The sequence below is a fragment of the Ardenticatenales bacterium genome (assembly GCA_020634515.1).
In the GTDB taxonomy this organism is placed as follows: Bacteria; Chloroflexota; Anaerolineae; order Promineifilales; family Promineifilaceae; genus JAGVTM01.
The window spans coordinates 332,705-351,376 of the sequence record JACKBL010000001.1 but is presented as its reverse complement, the minus strand read 5'-3'; the positions used below and the strand labels follow the sequence as shown (position 1 = coordinate 351,376).

Annotated in this window: 14 protein-coding genes; 13 read left to right on the top strand and 1 reads right to left on the bottom strand. The window is 59.7% G+C overall.

The features are described 5' to 3' along the window. Window positions 1-105 precede the first annotated feature (105 nt). From H6650_01275 to H6650_01215, 13 genes are all read left to right on the top strand, one after another. Window positions 106-2,376, top strand: coding sequence for an N-acetylmuramoyl-L-alanine amidase (locus H6650_01275; protein ID MCB8950622.1), 2,271 nt, complete (start codon window positions 106-108; stop codon window positions 2,374-2,376). A gap of 71 nt (window positions 2,377-2,447) precedes the next feature. After that, the gene (locus tag H6650_01270; GenBank protein ID MCB8950621.1) at window positions 2,448-3,623 is read left to right on the top strand and encodes an FAD-dependent monooxygenase; all 1,176 of its coding nucleotides are present in this window, start codon (window positions 2,448-2,450) and stop codon (window positions 3,621-3,623) included. 199 nt (window positions 3,624-3,822) lie between these two features. Beyond that, the gene (locus H6650_01265) at window positions 3,823-5,475 is read left to right on the top strand and encodes an alpha-D-glucose phosphate-specific phosphoglucomutase (protein MCB8950620.1); all 1,653 of its coding nucleotides are present in this window, start codon (window positions 3,823-3,825) and stop codon (window positions 5,473-5,475) included. 80 nt (window positions 5,476-5,555) lie between these two features. Then, entirely contained in the window at window positions 5,556-6,266 is a 711-nt protein-coding gene (gene ccmA / locus H6650_01260; protein ID MCB8950619.1) for a heme ABC exporter ATP-binding protein CcmA, read from the top strand. Between the two features lie 132 nt (window positions 6,267-6,398). After that, window positions 6,399-7,043, top strand: coding sequence for a heme exporter protein CcmB (locus H6650_01255; protein ID MCB8950618.1), 645 nt, complete (start codon window positions 6,399-6,401; stop codon window positions 7,041-7,043). Between the two features lie 112 nt (window positions 7,044-7,155). Beyond that, window positions 7,156-7,872, top strand: a complete 717-nt coding sequence (gene ccsA, locus H6650_01250) for a cytochrome c biogenesis protein CcsA (GenBank protein ID MCB8950617.1) — start codon at window positions 7,156-7,158, stop codon at window positions 7,870-7,872. Between the two features lie 73 nt (window positions 7,873-7,945). Next, the gene (locus tag H6650_01245; protein ID MCB8950616.1) at window positions 7,946-8,155 is read left to right on the top strand and encodes a CcmD family protein; all 210 of its coding nucleotides are present in this window, start codon (window positions 7,946-7,948) and stop codon (window positions 8,153-8,155) included. A gap of 247 nt (window positions 8,156-8,402) precedes the next feature. Then, a complete protein-coding gene (locus H6650_01240; protein MCB8950615.1) occupies window positions 8,403-9,503 on the top strand; it encodes a cytochrome c biogenesis protein CcdA in 1,101 nt (366 codons plus the stop codon). Between the two features lie 24 nt (window positions 9,504-9,527). Next, window positions 9,528-10,184 (top strand): TlpA family protein disulfide reductase, encoded by a 657-nt coding sequence (locus H6650_01235; protein ID MCB8950614.1) that lies wholly within the window; start codon window positions 9,528-9,530, stop codon window positions 10,182-10,184. A gap of 98 nt (window positions 10,185-10,282) precedes the next feature. Then, window positions 10,283-11,131, top strand: a complete 849-nt coding sequence (locus H6650_01230; protein MCB8950613.1) for a DUF2085 domain-containing protein — start codon at window positions 10,283-10,285, stop codon at window positions 11,129-11,131. Between the two features lie 118 nt (window positions 11,132-11,249). Then, complete coding sequence (locus tag H6650_01225; protein ID MCB8950612.1) at window positions 11,250-12,425, top strand: pyridoxal phosphate-dependent aminotransferase; 1,176 nt, start codon at window positions 11,250-11,252, stop codon at window positions 12,423-12,425. 108 nt (window positions 12,426-12,533) lie between these two features. Then, window positions 12,534-14,408 (top strand): extracellular solute-binding protein, encoded by a 1,875-nt coding sequence (locus H6650_01220; protein ID MCB8950611.1) that lies wholly within the window; start codon window positions 12,534-12,536, stop codon window positions 14,406-14,408. A gap of 416 nt (window positions 14,409-14,824) precedes the next feature. Next, window positions 14,825-15,571, top strand: a complete 747-nt coding sequence (locus H6650_01215; protein MCB8950610.1) for a thioesterase — start codon at window positions 14,825-14,827, stop codon at window positions 15,569-15,571. An 11-nt stretch (window positions 15,572-15,582) separates the two neighbouring features. Here H6650_01215 and H6650_01210 read toward each other — a convergent pair whose 3' ends face one another. After that, window positions 15,583-18,657: a M28 family peptidase gene (locus tag H6650_01210; GenBank protein MCB8950609.1), complete on the bottom strand. Its 3,075-nt coding sequence runs from the start codon at window positions 18,655-18,657 to the stop codon at window positions 15,583-15,585. Window positions 18,658-18,672 lie beyond the last annotated feature (15 nt).

Here is an 18,672-nt window from a genome sequence, read left to right as displayed (position 1 = left end):
GGAGAATTCGTGGTCTGGCGTGATTTCTGCTTCTGACGTGCTAAAATCAGTCACAGGGTCAGAGTTCCACAATTGCAGGAGGCAGGCCGGTGGCCGAGGAAATTTATGAAGTTTGCAACTGTTTTGCTCGTCACGTTTGCTGCATTGTTTGTGTGGGTCGCTTCGGGGCAAGAGGACATCGCGCGGCCCGCTGACGCGGCCGGCCCAGGCCAGACACAGGCGGCGCGGCTGCTGCAGAGTTTCGACCAGTTCAGCAATGGCGTTCACAATGGCACAATCGCCTTGCCATCTGGTCTGAAGTTAGCCAACCATACAACCGGAACCTACCTCTCCCCCGTCATCCAGGCCCCCATCCCTTTTAACGTGGTCTTCCCCACCTGGCAGGGCAGCGAACCTGCCTCATCCAGTCTGAGCCTATCCATCCGCACCGCCACGGACACACGCCAGTGGAGCGACTGGCTCACCGTGGCCCCCAACGACGACTTCACGCCGCCGGGCGCAGCGGACGTGACCGGGGATATGGTGACGGTCCCCGCCGTCGAGGGACGGCACACGCTGCTGCAATATCGCATTCAGATGAGCGGGGCGTCGCCGGACGCCGGTCCCCGTTTGCATTGGCTGCGCTTCACGTTTATTGACAGCACGCAAGGTCCGCGGGCGTCTGATCTCCACCCCATTACCGCGCCGGACGCGCCGCAACCGGCCTACCCCAAGCCACCGGTTGTGCCACGCAGTCAATGGTGTACCGATCCCGCCTGCAACTACAGCGAGGGACTGGAATATGTGTCCGTCAATCATCTGGTGGTGCATCATACCGTCACGTCAGGAGGGCCGGACTGGCCGACGATTGTGCGCGCTATCTGGTATTTCCACACGTTTGACCGGGATTGGGGAGATATTGGCTACAATTACTTGATTGACCCGAATGGCGTGATTTACGAGGGGCACTTGGGTGGGGATGACGTGGTGGGCACACATGCCGGCAATGCCAATTACGGCACGATGGGGGTAGCCCTTATCGGCGATTACACCAACGTGGACCCGAATAATGCCATGCTCAGCGCGCTGGCGGATTTGCTGGCCTGGAAAGCGGACCAGAAGGGCATTGATGTGTTTGACGCCAGCCGCCTGCCACCCACGCCGCCTCATGCGCTGCAAGGGAGCAACGTGCTTTGGGGATTGCCAAACCTGATGGGGCATCGGGATGTGTTTGGCGGGACGAGTACGCAGTGTCCGGGAGAGCATATGCACGCGCTGCTGCCGTGGCTGCGGCAGCAGGTCGCCAGCCGCATCGGATTTGTCTCGCCTTACACGTATGTAGAGGAGTGGGCGGACGGCGCGGACACGCCCATTTTCACCAAGAGCAACGCCTCCTGGCACAACACACTGGATGAGTCCGGGGGCTGCGGCAGTAACCGCCACGCTTACTTTACCTTTTCCACGACCAATCCCAGCGAGAGCGTCAACTGGGCCACCTATCGCCCGGATATCCCCTACAATGGGCTGTATGCGCTTGATGTTTACGCGCCCTACTGCGACACGGGGCGCGCGGAGACAAGCGGGGCACGCTACGAAGTACACCACGCCAACGGCGTGAGTACGGTGGTGGTGAGCCACGAGGCAAATGTGGGGCTGTGGATGAGCCTGGGCACATATGAGTTTCACGCGGACGACAGCGGTTATCTGCGCCTGAGCGACCTGACGACGAGCGACAATGGGCTGGGGGTGTGGTTTGACGCGATTCGGCTGCGACAGTTGGGGCCGGCGGCGGCGAATGTGTCGCCGGCGGTGAATGCCTGGGTGACGCAGCGCACGGTTACGTTCCAGTGGAGCGTGCTGAATATGCCCAATCTGAACACGGTGACGCTGCAAGTGGCGGCGGATGCGGGTTTCACCAATTTGCTGGTGAACCAGACGATGGGCGCGGTGAGCCAGACGAGTATCCCGTTCGCGCAGGATTATGCGCTTTTGTACTGGCGCGTTATCGCCACGGCAACGGATAACTCGCAGGTTATTTCCGCGGCGACGCCGTTTGGCATTGACACAGGCGCGCCTTCGTCGGCGGTGTATGCGGTGTTCCAGATGGAGAGCAATCGCTTTATGCTGTATTGGAGCGGGACGGATGCCATTTCTGGTGTGTCCAGGTACAATGTCGATTATCGCGCCGTGGGCGAAACGGCGTGGATGCCGCTGCTGAGTAATACGACGAGTACGATGGGGACGTTTGTGCGGACGGATGGGCGTGATTATTGGTTTCGTAGTCAGGCTGTGGACAATGCCGGCATCTACGAACCCTCACACACCCTCGGAGACCTGGGCACAAACGGCTCCCCCGCCCTCTTCACCAAACAATACTTGCCCATCTTTCCCCGCTAAAAAAGCGACCCACCAACCGCCAACGACCACCCGTCAATCGCCAACTATCAACTGCCGCAAAGGAATTCCCCATGCCCCCCATCATCCCCATTGACATCCTCATCGTTGGCTCTGGACCATCCGGCATGTCCACCGCCCTCCACCTCGTCAAGCGGGATTCCTCCTGGGCCAGCCGCCTGCTCGTCGTGGACAAAGCCATCCATCCCCGCGAAAAACTGTGCGGCGGCGGCATCACCCATCTGGGGCAAAACGTCCTGGCCGAATTGGGGCTGCCCATAGGCGTGCCCAACTTCCCCGTCCACGAAGTCCGCCTCACCTACCAGGATGAGGCATACACCTTTCGTGGCAATCCCGTCTTCCGCATCGTGCGCCGCGACGAGTTTGACCATTGGCTGGTGCGGACGGGCGAGGAGCAGGGCATCACCGTGCGCCAGGGGGAAGCGATCACGGACGTGATTCCGCATGAAGCCTTCGTGGAAGTCGTCAGCGATAAGGCCACCTACCACGCCCAGGTCGTCGTGGCCGCCGATGGGTCGCGCAGCCTGGTGCGGCGCAAATTGAAGTGGGATGACGACTCGCGCGTCGCCCGCCTGCTGGAAGTGCTCACCCCCGAAGACCCGCAACAGCAGCCGGAATTTCGGGACAAAATCGCCCTCTTTGACTTCACGCGCATGACGGATGGCCTGCAAGGGTACTATTGGGATTTCCCCAGCGTGGCGAATGGTCGGCCGATGATGAACCGGGGCGTCTTTGATAGCCGCGCCCGACCAGAACGCCCCAAAGCGGACTTGAAGCAGACGCTGCGGGATTCGATGGCGGAGCGGGAGCGCAACCTGGATGATTATAAGCTCAAGGGGCATCCTATTCGCTGGTTCGACAAAAACGGCCGCTTTGCCGTGCCCCGCGTGCTGCTCACGGGGGACGCGGCGGGGGCTGATCCGCTGATGGGTGAGGGAATTTCGTTTGCGCTGGGGTATGGGAAGGTGACGGCGGCGGCGGTGGAGGAGGCTTTTGCGCGAGGCGACTTCTCGTTTTCCGGCTACCGCGAGCGGCTGCTGGCGGACCCGTTGATCGGCCAGTTGGTGACGCGGGTGTGGCTGGCGCGGCTGGCGTATTTGATGAAGTATCCGTGGCTGGTGCGGTTGGGCTGGCGGGCGATGCGGGTGGGGATTGGGTTGACGCGGTGGCGAGATCCGAATTATGTGCCGGCAATTCCGCCCCGGTTAATGCCGGCACAACGACGTTAGCAAAATCGGCGCCGTTCCAAAATTGGGCCAGGTTGGGGAACACGACAAAAACCATCACCGCATTTGCCCAATTAGCATCCACGCCGTATCATCCCGCGTGGTTTGTCTTGGGCGGACGGTAAACGAAAGGACACGGGCATTCCACCAACGACAAACCAGCGTAACCACTAACGACCATTTCCGGTAGGAGAATGCTTTCATGCCCATCTCGGAACTGGCCGGACAACCGGCCCCGCGTGACCTACTCGTCAACATCCCCCGTCTGGTTTCCGCCTACTACACCGTGCAACCGGACCCACTCAACAACGCCGAGCGCGTTTCTTTTGGCACGTCCGGGCATCGCGGCTCATCCCTGACGGCCACATTCAACGAGAATCATATCCTGGCGATCTGCCAGGCCTTGTGCGAATATCGCCAGGAAGCGGGCATTGACGGCCCGCTCTATGTCGGCATGGACACGCACGCCCTGTCAGAAGCGGCACTTTCGACGGCGGTGGAGGTTTTTGCCGGCAACGACATCCCCATTCGCCTCCAATCAGATCGCGGCTACACCCCTACCCCCGTCATCTCCCACGCCATCCTCACCCACAACCGCGGCCTCACCACCCACCTGGCCGACGGCGTCGTCATCACCCCCTCGCACAACCCGCCCGACGATGGTGGCTTCAAGTACAATCCCCCCCACGGCGGCCCCGCCGACACCACCATCACCCAACGCATCCAGGGCCGCGCCAACGACATCCTGCGCAACGAACTCAAAGCCGTACGCCGCATGCCCCTGGCGCGGGCGCTACGCGCGGAAACGACACAAGAATATGACTTCGTCTCTCCCTACGTGGCGGGCCTGCGCCACGTCATCGACATGGACGCCATCGCCGCCGCCGGACTGCGCATGGGGGTTGACCCCATGGGCGGCGCGGGCATTGGCTACTGGCAGCCCATTGCCGACGCCTACGGCCTGGACCTGGAAGTGGTTAATCCCGTCATCGATCCCACTTTCTCCTTCATGACCGTGGACAAAGATGGCAAAATCCGCATGGATTGCTCCTCTCCCTACGCCATGGCCGGCCTTATCGGCCTCAAAGACCGCTTCGACATCGCCTTTGGCAACGACCCCGACTATGATCGGCACGGCATTGTCACCCGCGGCGCAGGCTTGATGAACCCCAATCACTTTTTGGCCGTGGCGATCTGGTATCTGTTTCAACATCGCCCGCGCTGGCGCGCCGACGCCGCCGTAGGCAAAACACTCGTTTCCAGCAGTATGATTGATCGCGTGGCCGCGCACCTGGGGCGGCGGCTGGCGGAAGTGCCCGTGGGCTTCAAGTGGTTTGTCGCCGGGCTGGTGAATGGCTCCTATGGCTTCGGCGGCGAAGAAAGCGCGGGCGCGTCTTTCCTGCGCCACGATGGTCGTGTGTGGACGACGGACAAAGATGGCCTGATCATGGACCTGCTGGCGGCGGAAATCACGGCGGTGACGGGCAAAGACCCCGGCGAACATTACGCCGGGCTGGCCGCTCAGTTTGGCAACCCGGTCTATGAGCGGATAGACGCGCCGGCCACGCGCGCGCAAAGGGACGTGCTGCAAAGCCTCTCGCCGGAGATGGTGACGGCCACGGAGCTGGCCGGCGAACCGATCACGGCGAAGTTGACGCGCGCGCCGGGGAATGACGCGCCTATCGGCGGGCTAAAAGTGGTCACGGCGAATGGCTGGTTTGCCGCCCGTCCTTCTGGCACGGAGGATGTGTACAAGATTTACGCCGAAAGTTTCCGTGGCGTGGACCATTTGCGGCAGCTTCAGGCAGAAGCGCAGGCCATCGTGCAGCAGGCGTTCCGCGCCGTGGGTAAATAATCACCTTCCCGGAAGCGCGAACGCCGGCCAAAGGCGTCTCAATAGCTTCCGGAAAGGTTTGAGGCTGGATAGCGACGAGTATGATCCATATTGCCGGATTGGTGAAGAATTTTGGGCTGAACCCCGTGCTGCGTGGCGTTGATTTGCGGGTGGCGGAGGGGGAGTTTGTGGCGCTGGTTGGCGCGAATGGTGCCGGCAAAACGACGCTGCTGCGTATTGTGGCGACACTGACGCGGCCGGGCGGGGGTGTGGTGGAGGTGGGGGGGTGGATGTTGCCGCAACATGCCGGCAAAATCCGTCGTCACATAGGGCTGGTATCACACCATTCCCTCCTCTACAATGACCTCACGGCAGCAGAGAACCTGGCCTTTTATGCCCGTCTCTATGGCCTGGAAAACCGTGAGCAGCTCGTGCTGTCCGCCCTGAAGGGGGTGGGGTTGTCCGCGCGGCAGCGTGACCCCGTGCGCACCTTTTCGCGGGGCATGTTGCAGCGCCTGACTATCGCCCGCGCCACCTTGCACCAGCCGGAAGTGCTGCTCCTCGATGAACCGTATACGGGATTGGACCAGGAGGCCAGCGGTATTTTGGAAGGCCTGCTGGAGCAAGAGAAAGCACGCGGGCGCACGATCTTGATGATTACGCACGATTTTGCCCGCGGTCTCAACCTCTGCGACCGCATAGCCATTCTAAATCGTGGTAAAATCGTGACGGAAGTGGCGCGCGCGGCCATCAGTCAAGGTGATTTTCTCACGTTGTACACGGACATCACGCGCGCGACGCCTGCCCGGTAAAAGCAGGACGTAACTACGGACGCTCTCTGGAGATTGGACCAATTTCTACAGCAGGACAACAAGGTACTCGTGTCATCACAAATCTCTGCCTATGTACACGCGGTCTGGGCCATCATCTGGAAAGATCTGACGATGGAACGGCACACGCGGCAAATCCTTAGCGTGATGCTGATCTTCTCGCTGACCGTGGCCGTGGTCTTCAATTTTGCCCTGGGCGCGTCCGCCATGTCCAACGACCTGACGGCGGCGCGCAATGCGTCCATGGGGTTTCTCTGGAGTACGATTTTGCTGGCGGGCACGCTGGGGCTGAACCGCACGATGAACGCGGAGCAGGAGAATAACGCGCTGGAGGGGATTCTTATTTCCCCGATTGACCGTAGCGCGATTTATCTGGGCAAGGTGTTGAGTACATCGCTGTTCACGATGATTGTGGAGGCGATTTTGCTGCCCATTTTCATTGTGTTTTTCAACCGCCCATTCTGGCGTCCGCCGGTGTGGGGGGTGGTGATATTGGGTACGTTGGGGTTTGTGGCTGCCGGCATTCTCGTAGCCTCCATGACCTCCCAAACACGCGGCAGCAGCGTCTTGCTGCCCGTGCTGCTGCTGCCCCTCTCCCTCCCCTCCGTGATGGCCGCGGCCACCGCCGCCGCCGCCTTCATGCTGGATCAACCGCCCGCGTGGAGCGACGTAGCCTTCCCCGTCTCCCTGGTCGTCGCCTTCGACGTCCTCATGCTCACCGCGGGCTTTCTCACCTACCACTTCGTCGTCGAAGAATAACGTCATGAGGTATGAAGTATGATGTAGGATGTATGAGGATAATCTTCATACCTCATACCTCATACCTCATACCTCATACCTCATACCTCATACCTTCAAAAAGGAGTTTCCAATGATGTCTATAAGCCGTTTGCGGCTCCCGGTACGCATTTTGAATTGGCTGGCCGCCATTATGGTGCTTATTTGCCTGGGGCTGGTTTTTTTCTACGTACCCATGGAGCGGACGATGGGCCAGGTGCAGCGTATTTTCTACTTTCACGTAGGCGCGGCGTGGACTTCGGCAGTGGCGTTTTTTGTGGCGCTTTCTGCCGGCATTGGCTACCTCGTCCGTCCGCATAAAGATTGGGACGCCATCGCCACCGCCTCCGTGGAAATCGGCCTCGTCCTCACCACCGCCACCATCGCCACCGGCTCCATCTGGGGCCGCCCCGCCTGGAACACATGGTGGATTTGGAGTCCGCGACTGACCTCCATCACCGTCCTCTGGCTCGTCTACGCCGCCTACTTCATGCTGCGTGGCGCCGTCGAAGACCCTGATCGCCGCGCCCGCTACTCCGCCGTTTATGCCATTGCCGGCTTCGTCACCGTCATCATCACCTTCTACAGCATCCGCCTGCTGCGCGACATCCACCCCGCCCTGATCGGCAGTGGCGAAGACGCCCAGGGGAACCAGGAACTGACCGGGCGCATGGTTTTCACGATGGTTTTCTCCTTCCTCACCTTTACCATCCTCTACAGTTCCTTGCTGTTGAACCGCATCCGCCTGCAAAAATTGCAGGACGAGGCCAGCGCACTGAAGCAGCGGGTCATGGCGCGGCTGCAGGCGTAGGCCCGTATTTGGCCGGTTTATATCCAACACCCTCCATTATTCCAACGGCCCATTGCCGCAGAAGGAAATCAAGATGCCTCCATATGCCATTTTTCTCTCCGCGTTGATGCAAGCAGGTAGCCCCGCCGATACAACGGGCTACCTCATCCTCGGCTACGTGGTCATCTGGCTGATTGCCACGGTGTATATTGCCACTTTGTTTAGCCGTCAACGAAATCTGAAGCAAGACATCGAGTTGATGCGGCAACTCTTAAAGGAAGATGAGGAAGAGGGGCGTCGGTAAGCCGGGCGTAAGAATCGTGGGAAATAATGCCTCCATTCCATTAGAGATTGGTTCATTCTTGGAGAATAAACCAATCTGAAAATCGGCCACTGAATGGGTGATTGGGTAACTACTCACGCCCTCTGAAGATTGGACCCATTTTACGCGCGCAATGACCCTTTTCACCAGAGAAAATTGGTCAAATCGGACATAGCAGTTACGTGGTTGGTTTTGTTTTGCCTGTTTTATCGTCTTTTTTGGAGTGAACATGCTTGAGTCGGAATCCTCGTCGCGCGGCTTGTCCGTCGGCAAAATCATCGTCCTGGGAACCGTTGTCCTCGTCGTTATCTTCCTGATTGTGGGCACGATCAACCAAACGTCCGCGCCGCCACCGACGTTTGCCTTTGGGCTGCAAACGCAGCCTTTCCTCGTCCTGAGCGTGTTGGCTTTTGGGGGTGGGCTGCTTAGTTTTCTCTCGCCGTGTACGCTGCCGATATTGCCGGCATACTTCGCCTTCGCCTTCCAAAGTGGACGCAAACAAATCGCCCTAAACACCCTCGCCTTCCTGCTCGGACTCGCCACCATGTTCAGCCTGCTGGGCGCGGGCGCATCCGCCATCGGCAGCGTCCTGCGCGACAGCCAGGGGATGATCATGCTCATTGGCGGTGCGCTCATCCTCGTCTTTGGCGTCATGAGCCTGCTGGGCAGCGGCTTCACCGGCTTTAAGCAAGAAGAAGAATCGCCGCGCAGCGCCACCCTGGGCGGCTCCTTTGCCTTTGGCCTCACCTTCGCCGTCGGTTGGTCAAGCTGCGTCGGCCCCATCTTAGGGACCGTGCTGACCATGGCCGCCACCACGGGGTCCGTCCTGCGCGGCAGTATGCTCCTCTTCATTTACGCCCTCGGTTTGGGGCTGCCCCTGCTCCTTGTCTCCACCCTTTTTGGACGCGCCAGCCGCAAGAGCCTTTTCTGGCGCATTTTGCGCGGCAAAGGGTGGGAGGTGACTGCGCACGCCGCCGTGGTGGGCGTGTTGTGGGCGCTCGTTATCTGGCGCATTCTCGTCGCCGTCGCCCAGTACGCGACGCTGCACTTTGCTACATTTGCCGGCATAACCATCACCCCGGTGCAGGAATACGGACTGCTGGCGGTGGCCGCGGTGGGCGTGGCACTGTGGATTTTCACGTCTCCCGGCGAACGGCGGGTGACGCTGCATTTGCACTCCACGCAGCTAATCAGTGGGGTACTGTTTATCATAATCGGTTTTCTCATGCTCAACGGCACGCTGGCTACGTTCAATTCGCTGGTTCCGCCTGATCTGGCTATCTGGTTTGCCGGCATCGAAGACAAACTCGTCGCCCTTTTCTCCCGCTAGCGCGCCAGGGAGGGTCAACCCACCATGTCACAGCAAACGACCTCAGCCCGGCGACATCCGCTGGTTGTGTTGATTGGCTTTACGCTCCTGGGACTGGCCGCCGCCATGCTCCTCTTCGGCGGCTCACTGTTGCGCCACGGAGATGGCCGCGCCAATGAGTCCGCCGCTAATACCGCTTCTGTCATCCAGCAGGCGGGCGAGTTGGTCCCGGCGCAGTCCGCCGATGAAATCTACTCGCTGGATACGGGCGGCATCTCCGCCGGTGACGTCGCCCCGGAATTCATTGCCGCCGATCTCGCCGGGCAATCGGTGCGCCTGAGCGATTTTCAGGGCCAGCCCCTCATCCTCAACTTTTGGGCCACGTGGTGTCCCCCCTGCCGCGTGGAAATGCCGGATTTGCAAAAAGCGTTTCAGCAGCACGCTGACGATGGGCTACAGATTTTGGCTCTGGACCAGCAAGAGTCCGCGGAGGCGGTGGGGGCTTTTTTCCATGACGAAATGGGGTTGAGCTTTACCCCGCTGTTGGATGCGAACGGAGCCATCGCCAGCCAGTATGGTGTATACAATTTCCCTACCAGTGTTTTTGTGAATGCGGCGGGGGAGGTGACTGCCGTGCACCGGGGCATGATGACGTTTGCACAAATTGAAGGATACTTGCAGGAGACGTTGGGGAGCAAGTAGCCCATAGTCCGTTGTTTTGCGGCGAATGGGGCGTAATCTGGTACAATGCTGAATGCCGGCATTTACCCAGCCGCCCATCGAATCGTAAGGAACGCACCATGACGCCTCCCAAACCCATCACCGGCTGGCAGCGCACCCTCGTCATCCGCATTGACCGCCTCATCTACCGCTTTGCCCGCCATTGGGTATTGGTCTTCAACCTCTTTGTCGCCTTCTACGTCGGCCTCCCCGTACTGGCCCCCGCCCTCATGGAAGCGGGCATGCCACAGCCGGCCAACCTCATCTACACCGTCTACAGCCCCATGTGCCACCAGATGGCCTCCCGCTCCTTTTTCCTCTTCGGCGACCAGTACGCCTACCCTCGCGCCAACGCCCCCACCCACCTCAACGCCATTGACAGCTACATTCCACAACTGCCGGAGTTCGCCGGCTATTCCGGCGACATCCGCGATCTAAACACCTTCCTGGGGCCGGCGCGCGCCTTCAAAGGAAACGCGCAGATGGGGTACAAAATGGCCCTCTGCGAGCGGGACATTGGCATCTACAGCTTTGTCCTCCTCGGCGGGCTGATCTACGGCCTGCTGCGGCGGCGGCGGGCGATCAAACCCATGCCCATCTGGTTATTCTTGCTCATCGGCATCGCCCCCATTGGGCTGGACGGCTTCAGCCAGTTATTTTCCTACTTCTTTGCCCGCCCCTGGGGTGTCGCCTGGCTGGACGCGCTCCTGCCAACGTTACAGCAAATCTTCCCACTGCGCGAAAGCACGCCGCTGCTGCGCACCCTCACCGGCGGTCTTTTCGGCCTCAGCCTCGTGTGGCTGGCCTATCCACGCATCGAGCCAGGGATGCAGGACACGGAACAGCAGTTGGCCGCCAAACTGCGCCGCATCGGCGCGCTTGGTAACCGTCCGAAAACGACTTCAGGCTCTTTTACGGACAGTTACTGACAAGCTACCCATGGGTGGCCGGTGTCCGCTCTTTTCCGCTAATTTAATTGCGGACAGCCACTTAACAGCTGATCAACAACCATCAACCGATCACTGAAAATCACCAGGGAGAAGATGTATGAGACCTTTGTCCAGCTTACTTGCCGGCATTCCCGCCTCCGTCACCCTTGCCGTCAACGACAAAGCCAAAGCACTGAAAGCCAGCGGGCAGGACGTGATCGCCCTGGCGGGCGGCGACCCCGACTTCCCCACCCCCGCGCACATTATCGAAGCCGCCTTCACGGCTATCAGAAACGGAGCCACCCACTACCCGGCTCCCACAAAAGGCATCCCCACGGCGCTGGAAGCGATTGCCGGCAAAATGGCGCGCGAGAACAACATCCACGTCAACCCCTTTACCGACATCATCATCACCCCTGGCGGCAAGTGGGCACTGGCGCTGGCGCTCTCCGCCATCCTCAACCCGGGCGACGAGGTCCTCTACCTGGAACCCGTCTGGGTCTCTTATCCGCCCCTGATTCAGATCATGGGCGGCGTCCCCGTTGCCGTCAGCCTCCCCAGCAGCGACAATTTCCGCATCACCGCCGACCTGCTGCGCGCCAAAATAACGCCACGCACCAAAGCCATCATGATCAACACGCCCAGCAATCCCAGCGGGCGCGTGATCACGCAAGATGAGATGGATGCCCTGACGCAAGTCGTTCTGGAAAATGATCTCTACGTCATTGCCGACGAAATCTACGAGAAACTTGTTTTCGATGGACACCGGCACATCTCCATTGGCTCGCAACCGGGCATGGCTGAACGCACCCTCACAATCAACGGCCTTTCCAAATCCTATGCCATGACGGGTTGGCGGTTGGGTTGGTTGGTCGGACCCACGCCGATTATGAAACTTGCCGGCAAAATGCACAGCCAGACGATAACATCAGCGGCCACGTTTACCATGCACGCCGCCATTGCCGCCATCAATGGCCCGCAAGATGTGGTGGAGATGATGCGCGCTTCCTACCAGGAGCGGCGGGATTTCATGGTGGACGCGCTTAACGAAATGCCCGGCATTGAATGCGCCTCCATTGAAGGGGCGTTCTATTTGTTCCCCCGGTTCACGCACACGGAGAAGAATAGCGTGCAACTGGCGGATACCTTGCTGGAATTGGCGGGAATTGCCGGCACGCCCGGCGTCGCCTTTGGTAGCAGTGGAGAAGGGCACGTCCGCTTCTCCATCGCCACCGCCATGTCCGAACTGGAACGCGCCATTGAGCGCCTCGCCCGCGTCGTCACCCAATTGTGAGTGGCGGGTGACGAGCGGTGAATAACGGGTGGCGAGCAGCGAGTAGCGAATAGCCTCTCAACCGCCTACCGTCAATGACCCACCGCCAACTATCAACTGCCCCACACCATGGGTATCGATTTCAACTGGCAGACGGAGGATGGAATTGCTCCTCCCGCGCCACCAGGCAAAAGCAGCAACCCCCTTGCCTGGCTGGTCGTGGCGGTCATGGCCGTTTGCCTGGCGGTCGCCATCTGGTTTGGCGTGCGCTACTGGCTGGAACACCGCGACGATGACCTAAAGGCGGATCTGCAAGCGGTGCTGGACCTGGAGCAGCAGGCGGCGCAGTCAGGCGATGGCGAGTTATTCCTGTCGCTGCAAACAAATGACCCCGCCTGGATTGCCGCGCAACTGTTGCCGCGTAACCAGGTCTTCAACCAGGCGGAGCGGGAAGTGACGCGGGCGCGGCAGTTGGAGGGGGAAGCCTGGGCCAACGTGCGCTGGCGGGAAGACGGAGAATCGTGGCAGCGCATCGTGTTTTTCCGTTGGGATGGCCGCGAGTGGCGGCGGAGTGCCGGCAGCGAATCATACTGGGGCGAGACGAAACGGTATCGATATGATTGGGGGGTGTTGGTTATGCCGGCAAGCGACATCGACTGGCGCGCCCGGATCAGCCGCTTCGTGACCGACAACACCCCCGCCAACACCCCCCACCTCACCCTTATCCTGGAAACGGACGACGCCCCCGCGCTGGAATACGCCACACCCGGGCAGGTAGGCGAAGTGCGCCTTCCCTCCCCCCGCTTCTGGGGACTAGACGAAAACGGCGACCCTGGCGCATTGTTTTGGTCGGCACTGGCGGCCCATCTCAATCCCCCCACAACCACGCTGCGCTTTGTCGTCCCCGACGCCGCCGCTTTTCGCTATCAAGGATTGGCGCAAACATTCACCCAGGCATACCTGCCCGGCGATTACACCATCGAGATCATTCCTCTGGGGAGCCAGCCCGCCGACCCGCGCGCCTGGCTGCCGCGGGTAGATGGGGCAACGCTAACGCTCACGGAAAGCCTGATCACGGGCGGATACGTACGCGACCTGACGGAAATGGCGCAGGGAGACGCGCAATTTGACCAGGGGGACTTTTATGAGCAATTGTGGCAGGCAGCGTGGTGGCGGGAGCGCATGTGGATGGTTCCCTCCCACGCCATTATGAATGTGATTTTTTACAGCCTTCATGCGTTTCAGGCCGCGGGCGTGCCTCAACCAGACGCCGATTGGACCTGGGAGGACCTCACCGCGGCAGCCCGTGCGCTGTCCCAACCGCTGCCCGGTGGGGATCGTTACTGGGGAATTATGGACACAACGGGGGACCTGACGTGGGGCTTCGGACTAAACTGGGAGAGCGACTGTATCCAGGGGCCATGCCTGCCTGATTTGAATGAGGAAAGACGGGAGGCGGCACTATCGTGGTACACGGCGAACGTCGGGCAGACCTTACCCGACATAAGTTTTTTGACGGATGAGGAACGGGAACTGGCAGGACTGCGCTGGCTGATGCTCCAACAAGCGGCGATGTGGGTCAGTTCCCCCGTGAATTATGAGGTGGAGCTATCTCGTATGCCGTTGGGGGTAGTGCCTTTTCCGCTTTCCACGGCACAGGCGTCCGCCGGGGGCACGGAAGGAGGCATCACCCCTTTGCATGTCTCCGGTTTTGTCATCAGCCAGGACTCTACCCATCCTCGCCTCATGTGGGAGTGGCTGCGCTACCTCAGCTATACCTCTCCCGACAAACTGCGCTCTGTCCCTGCCCGCCCCTCCGTGGCTGCGAAGACTATCTTCTGGTGTCGCCTCCCCGGCCAACTCAACGCCACCCTGTGCGCCGCATTTCCCCTGGCTCGCGCCATCCGCATCGGCGAAGAGAACTGGCTTACCTGGCAGCAGTTGCAGGACCCCACCGCCCCCGCAATCTCCCGCACTCCCTGGTTTCAGCGCCCGACTTATTGATTCGGATAGAGACTCAAAATCAGGAGCGGATTTTTAGGGCGATTGTTGACAATGCGAAATGTGGTTCTTCAGGAACTCGCGGGGAGTGGAGGCTTTAGCCGGAATATGTGCGCAAGAACCGGCTAAAGCCTCGACTCCAGACCCATATGTGGGGCAGACCCCACGAAATCCGAAAGAGCCCGAAATGTTTGAGTTCACTGAAAAAACCGGGTTTTTCGAGTGTCCGGCGGAAATTACCAGAGTGGTTCATGTGTAAAAACCCGGTTTTTGGCCTTTTTTCAGTAGAGTCAATCTTGAAGATTGGACTAAGAAGTTGTTTATAGACGATCACTCAGCACCGGTAGCGTACACCACAGGAACATGACGTCTGGCAAGGCGCGACACACCTCTGGCAGTAACATTAGTACGATTGACTTATGAAACCCAACAACTGGATTCTGCGCGGGCGACCTGATCCGCGGGCGCAATTGCGTTTATTTTGTTTACCGTATGCGGGTGGGGGAGCTTCGATTTTTCGAGAGTGGCCACGTGCGCTGCCGGCATTCGTGGAAGTTTGCCCGGTGCAGCTACCCGGGCGAGAAAACCGCTTTGGCGAAAAACCTTATGCGGCGTTTAATGACCTGCTGCCGGCATTAACCGACGCCATTTCTCCTTATCTGGACAGGCCTTACGCTATCTTTGGGCACAGCATGGGCGGCTTGTTGGGGTTTGAACTGATCCGCGCCTTGCGTGATCAGGGGAAGGCGCAACCGGCCTATTTCTTTGTGTCCGCCTATCGCGCGCCAGATATTCCGGAGCGAGACGACCCCATTCACGACCTGCCGGATGAACCGTTCAAAGCGGAGCTGGCGCGGATGAAGGGAACGCCCACGGCGGTGCTGGAAAACGATGAATTGCTGCGAATTGTAACGCCTACACTGCGGGCGGATTTGCGCGTGTGTTATGTATATACGTATACCGACAAAGCGCCGCTGAGTTGTCCGGTGGCCGCTTTTGCCGGCATTCACGATGAAAAAGTGCCGCCGCCGGACATGGAAGCATGGCGGCGGCACGTCGCTAATCAGTTTAGCCTACACGTCTTTCCCGGCGATCACTTCTTTTTGCACCCTTACCGCTGGTTGTTGCTGCAAACCATCAGCAATCACCTGTCTACGATCCTGTAGCCGGCGCGCCCCTATGGCACGGCAATCTGGCGCGCCACCAGCGTCACATCACCCAGAACAAAGGGAGTGGGCATCGTCATATAATCCGCGGGGCGCACAGGCTGCGCCACGCCGGGCAGATCAGGCCAGCTATAAGATTGGTCGGCCACGTGTACGACCATGTCTGGCGTAGCAGGGAGCTGCACAAATAATTCAACCCCCTCTGCCGGCGCGGCATAATAAATCAGCCGCCACCAGTCCGCGTTAATGTAACGGCTGTCCAGATCAGTGACAGGCTCGTCGTTGACGCTGGCCGCCACCAGTTCGCTGCCGCCGGTAGCCAGGGTGATGCGCAGCACAGGCGCGCCGCGCGGGGAAACAATGCGTAGGCGCAAATCGCGCACACCATTCGTCACCTCGTTTTGCAACACGGTAATTTCTGGGCCGGGGACGTCAGCACTTGGGGCCGTTTCTTGCAGCGGTTGGTAGGTGGAAAAGCCAGGGAAGATGTTCTCCAGAGGCGCGCGACTGCCATCGCCCAGGTAGGCGGCTGTCCAGCCATCGGCGCGCGGCGACTGCGTAATCCAGACAGCCTGGCCTGTATTTGCATCCAGGGCGTAGATCAGGTTGTCTGGTTGGGGGTGCTGGGCGTCAAACCCGCTGATAGCCGCGCCGATGATAAGGAAAATGCCGGCAACCAACAACCCACCGGCGGGCAGCAGCCAGCGATTTAGCCCGGCAACCCAGCGCATTTGCGGCAACAGTAATCCTGGCAACGCCAGTATAAAGAAGGCCATGCCACCGGCATAACGCACACCGAGGGCGACGGAAACGAGCCAGGCAGTAGGCATGAGGATCAGGATAGCCGGCAGTGATAGCAGGGTAAGCACAATGGCATCCTTTATGCCGGCACGCGCCGGTTTTTCCTGGCGCACCCGGAGCAAATAGACCAGGCTGAGCAAGAGGAACAACAGGGGCCAGGCCCACAGGTAGGTGGCGCCGGGGGCCAGCACACCGGTAACCAGGAGCAAGATAAGGAGGAGACCGCCCACGCCAGCCATCAGGTTCAGTAATTCCTGACGGACAAACAGGCGGTTGTAGATGAAAGCGCTAACCGCCAGGGAAAGCGCCATGAAGGCGAAACGGTAAACCAGGTTGTTATAAGTGTCTAACAGCAGGAAGGCGTAGTCGCGGTGCAGCAGGTTGATTAGCTGCCAGACCAGGGTAACCAGGGCAGCGCCCGCCACCAGGCTGATGGCAAAACCACCCAGGCCGCCGAGGATGCCTTTCCACGCCATCTGCTCACGACGCACACCCCAGAAGCAAATGCCGGCAAAGCCTAGCAACAGCGCGATTGTCAACGGCCACATCAGGCCGCCGCTGTAATGCACCAGAAAGCGTTGCAAGACATCGAAATAGATGGCATTGTCGGCTTTTGTCTGGCTCAAGTCCAGATTGCCGAAGTGCCGCGTCAGCGCCAGCATTTGCTCACCGTGGCTTTGCAGGCTGGCCTGATTTAGCCGGGCCACCGTATCCAGCGGGGAATGGTAATAGGGGTAGCCATCAATGTAAGCAAAGTTAAAGCCAGCGTAGTCGGCGCGCTTAAAGACGGTGAAGTCAGTATCGAAAGGTAGGCGGCGGTACACTTCGTAGGCCAGGGAGTTGCCAAACGGGCGAGATACAGCGCGGGCATATTCTCGAATCATCCAGCCGTTGCCGGCACTGGTTTCGTACAGCAAAGACGCGCCCGCCGTCCCCCGTGTATCAAAATTAAGGACAACGCCTACGTCTTGCGCCCAGGGGTGTTTGTCAATAAATATCTGCGAACCAAAAGAGCCAAACTCTTCCCCGTCGGAAATGAAAATGATCACGTCATTTTGCAGCGGTGGGGCGGCTTTGAGGGCGCGGATAGTTTCCAGAATGCCGCCCAGATTGGCGCCGTCATTGTTCGCGCCGGGGGTTGTTGGTGGAGAGTCGTAGTGGGACATCAGCAGCACAGCCTGGCCGCTGGCGGTGTCTGGAGCGTGGGTGCCTGGAATGCGGGCCATGATGTTTGTAACGCTGCCGGCGCCATTGCCCCCAATCTGTATGCCTGTGCCCGTCTGCTGCTCTGGCTCCAGGCCCAGGGCGCGCAATTGCGCCAGCAAGTAATCGCGCACCTGCACATGCGCCGCGGATCCCATGGGGTGGGGGGTCTGGTTAATGTCCTGGACGTATTGGCTGGCGCGCGCGGCGGAGAAGGTGTCCGCGGGCGCGGTAGCCGGGGCGGGAACAGGGGGGCGATCCGCCAAAATGCTGACGGCAGCAGCGGCGGCGACGAGCAGCAGGGCTATCAGGGCAGCGGTCACGTTGCGGGGTAGTTCGATGGGCGTGGGTCTGGCTATAGGTGCGGCCGTTTTGCCGGATTGACGGTTAAAGAGGCGGCGATAGTAGCGGATCCAAACAAACGTCCCTACCAGCCCGATACTTCCCGGCAGGAGCCAGAAAATCCAGCCAATTTCCGGCGGAATGAAGGAGACACGGTGGAGATTGGTTACGATCACGGCGGTGGTGGCGGAGGTGAAGGAGCCGATCATGTAGTTCATGTGGTGATACCACCACCAGCGGCGGTCAGAGGAAGGGTTCTGGAAGTAGCGTATGTCGTTGCCGGCCAGGTAGATGGTAAAACCACTAAACCAGGTGATCAGAATGGTTAGCGGCAGCGAGTTCATTTCCCGCCCGCCCCAAAGGGGAGAAATACTCCACAACAAAGCGCCGACGCCAAACACGCTTGTGCCGGCAGCCACCCCCCAGTCCAGTCTGCCAACGTGGCGGGTCAGGTCCAATCGTTTGCGCAGCACCACGCGCCGTCCAGAAAAAACCTGATAGAAGGCGAACACGTTGATCAGGAAGACGAGTGGGTTGTTGACAAAAAACACCAGGGAGATGAGGGAGGTGACGAAGATGGTGAACATACACCAGAAGTAAAAACGGCCCCAACGAATGTGCGCCCGCCCCCCTTTTTTATTGAGCAGGTTGATGACGCCTGTGATCAGGGTAAGGCTGCCGGCTGCCACGTGGGTGATAATGACGAGGCGATGGAGAATTTCCTCAAAACCACGTTCCATTGACACAACTCCTTC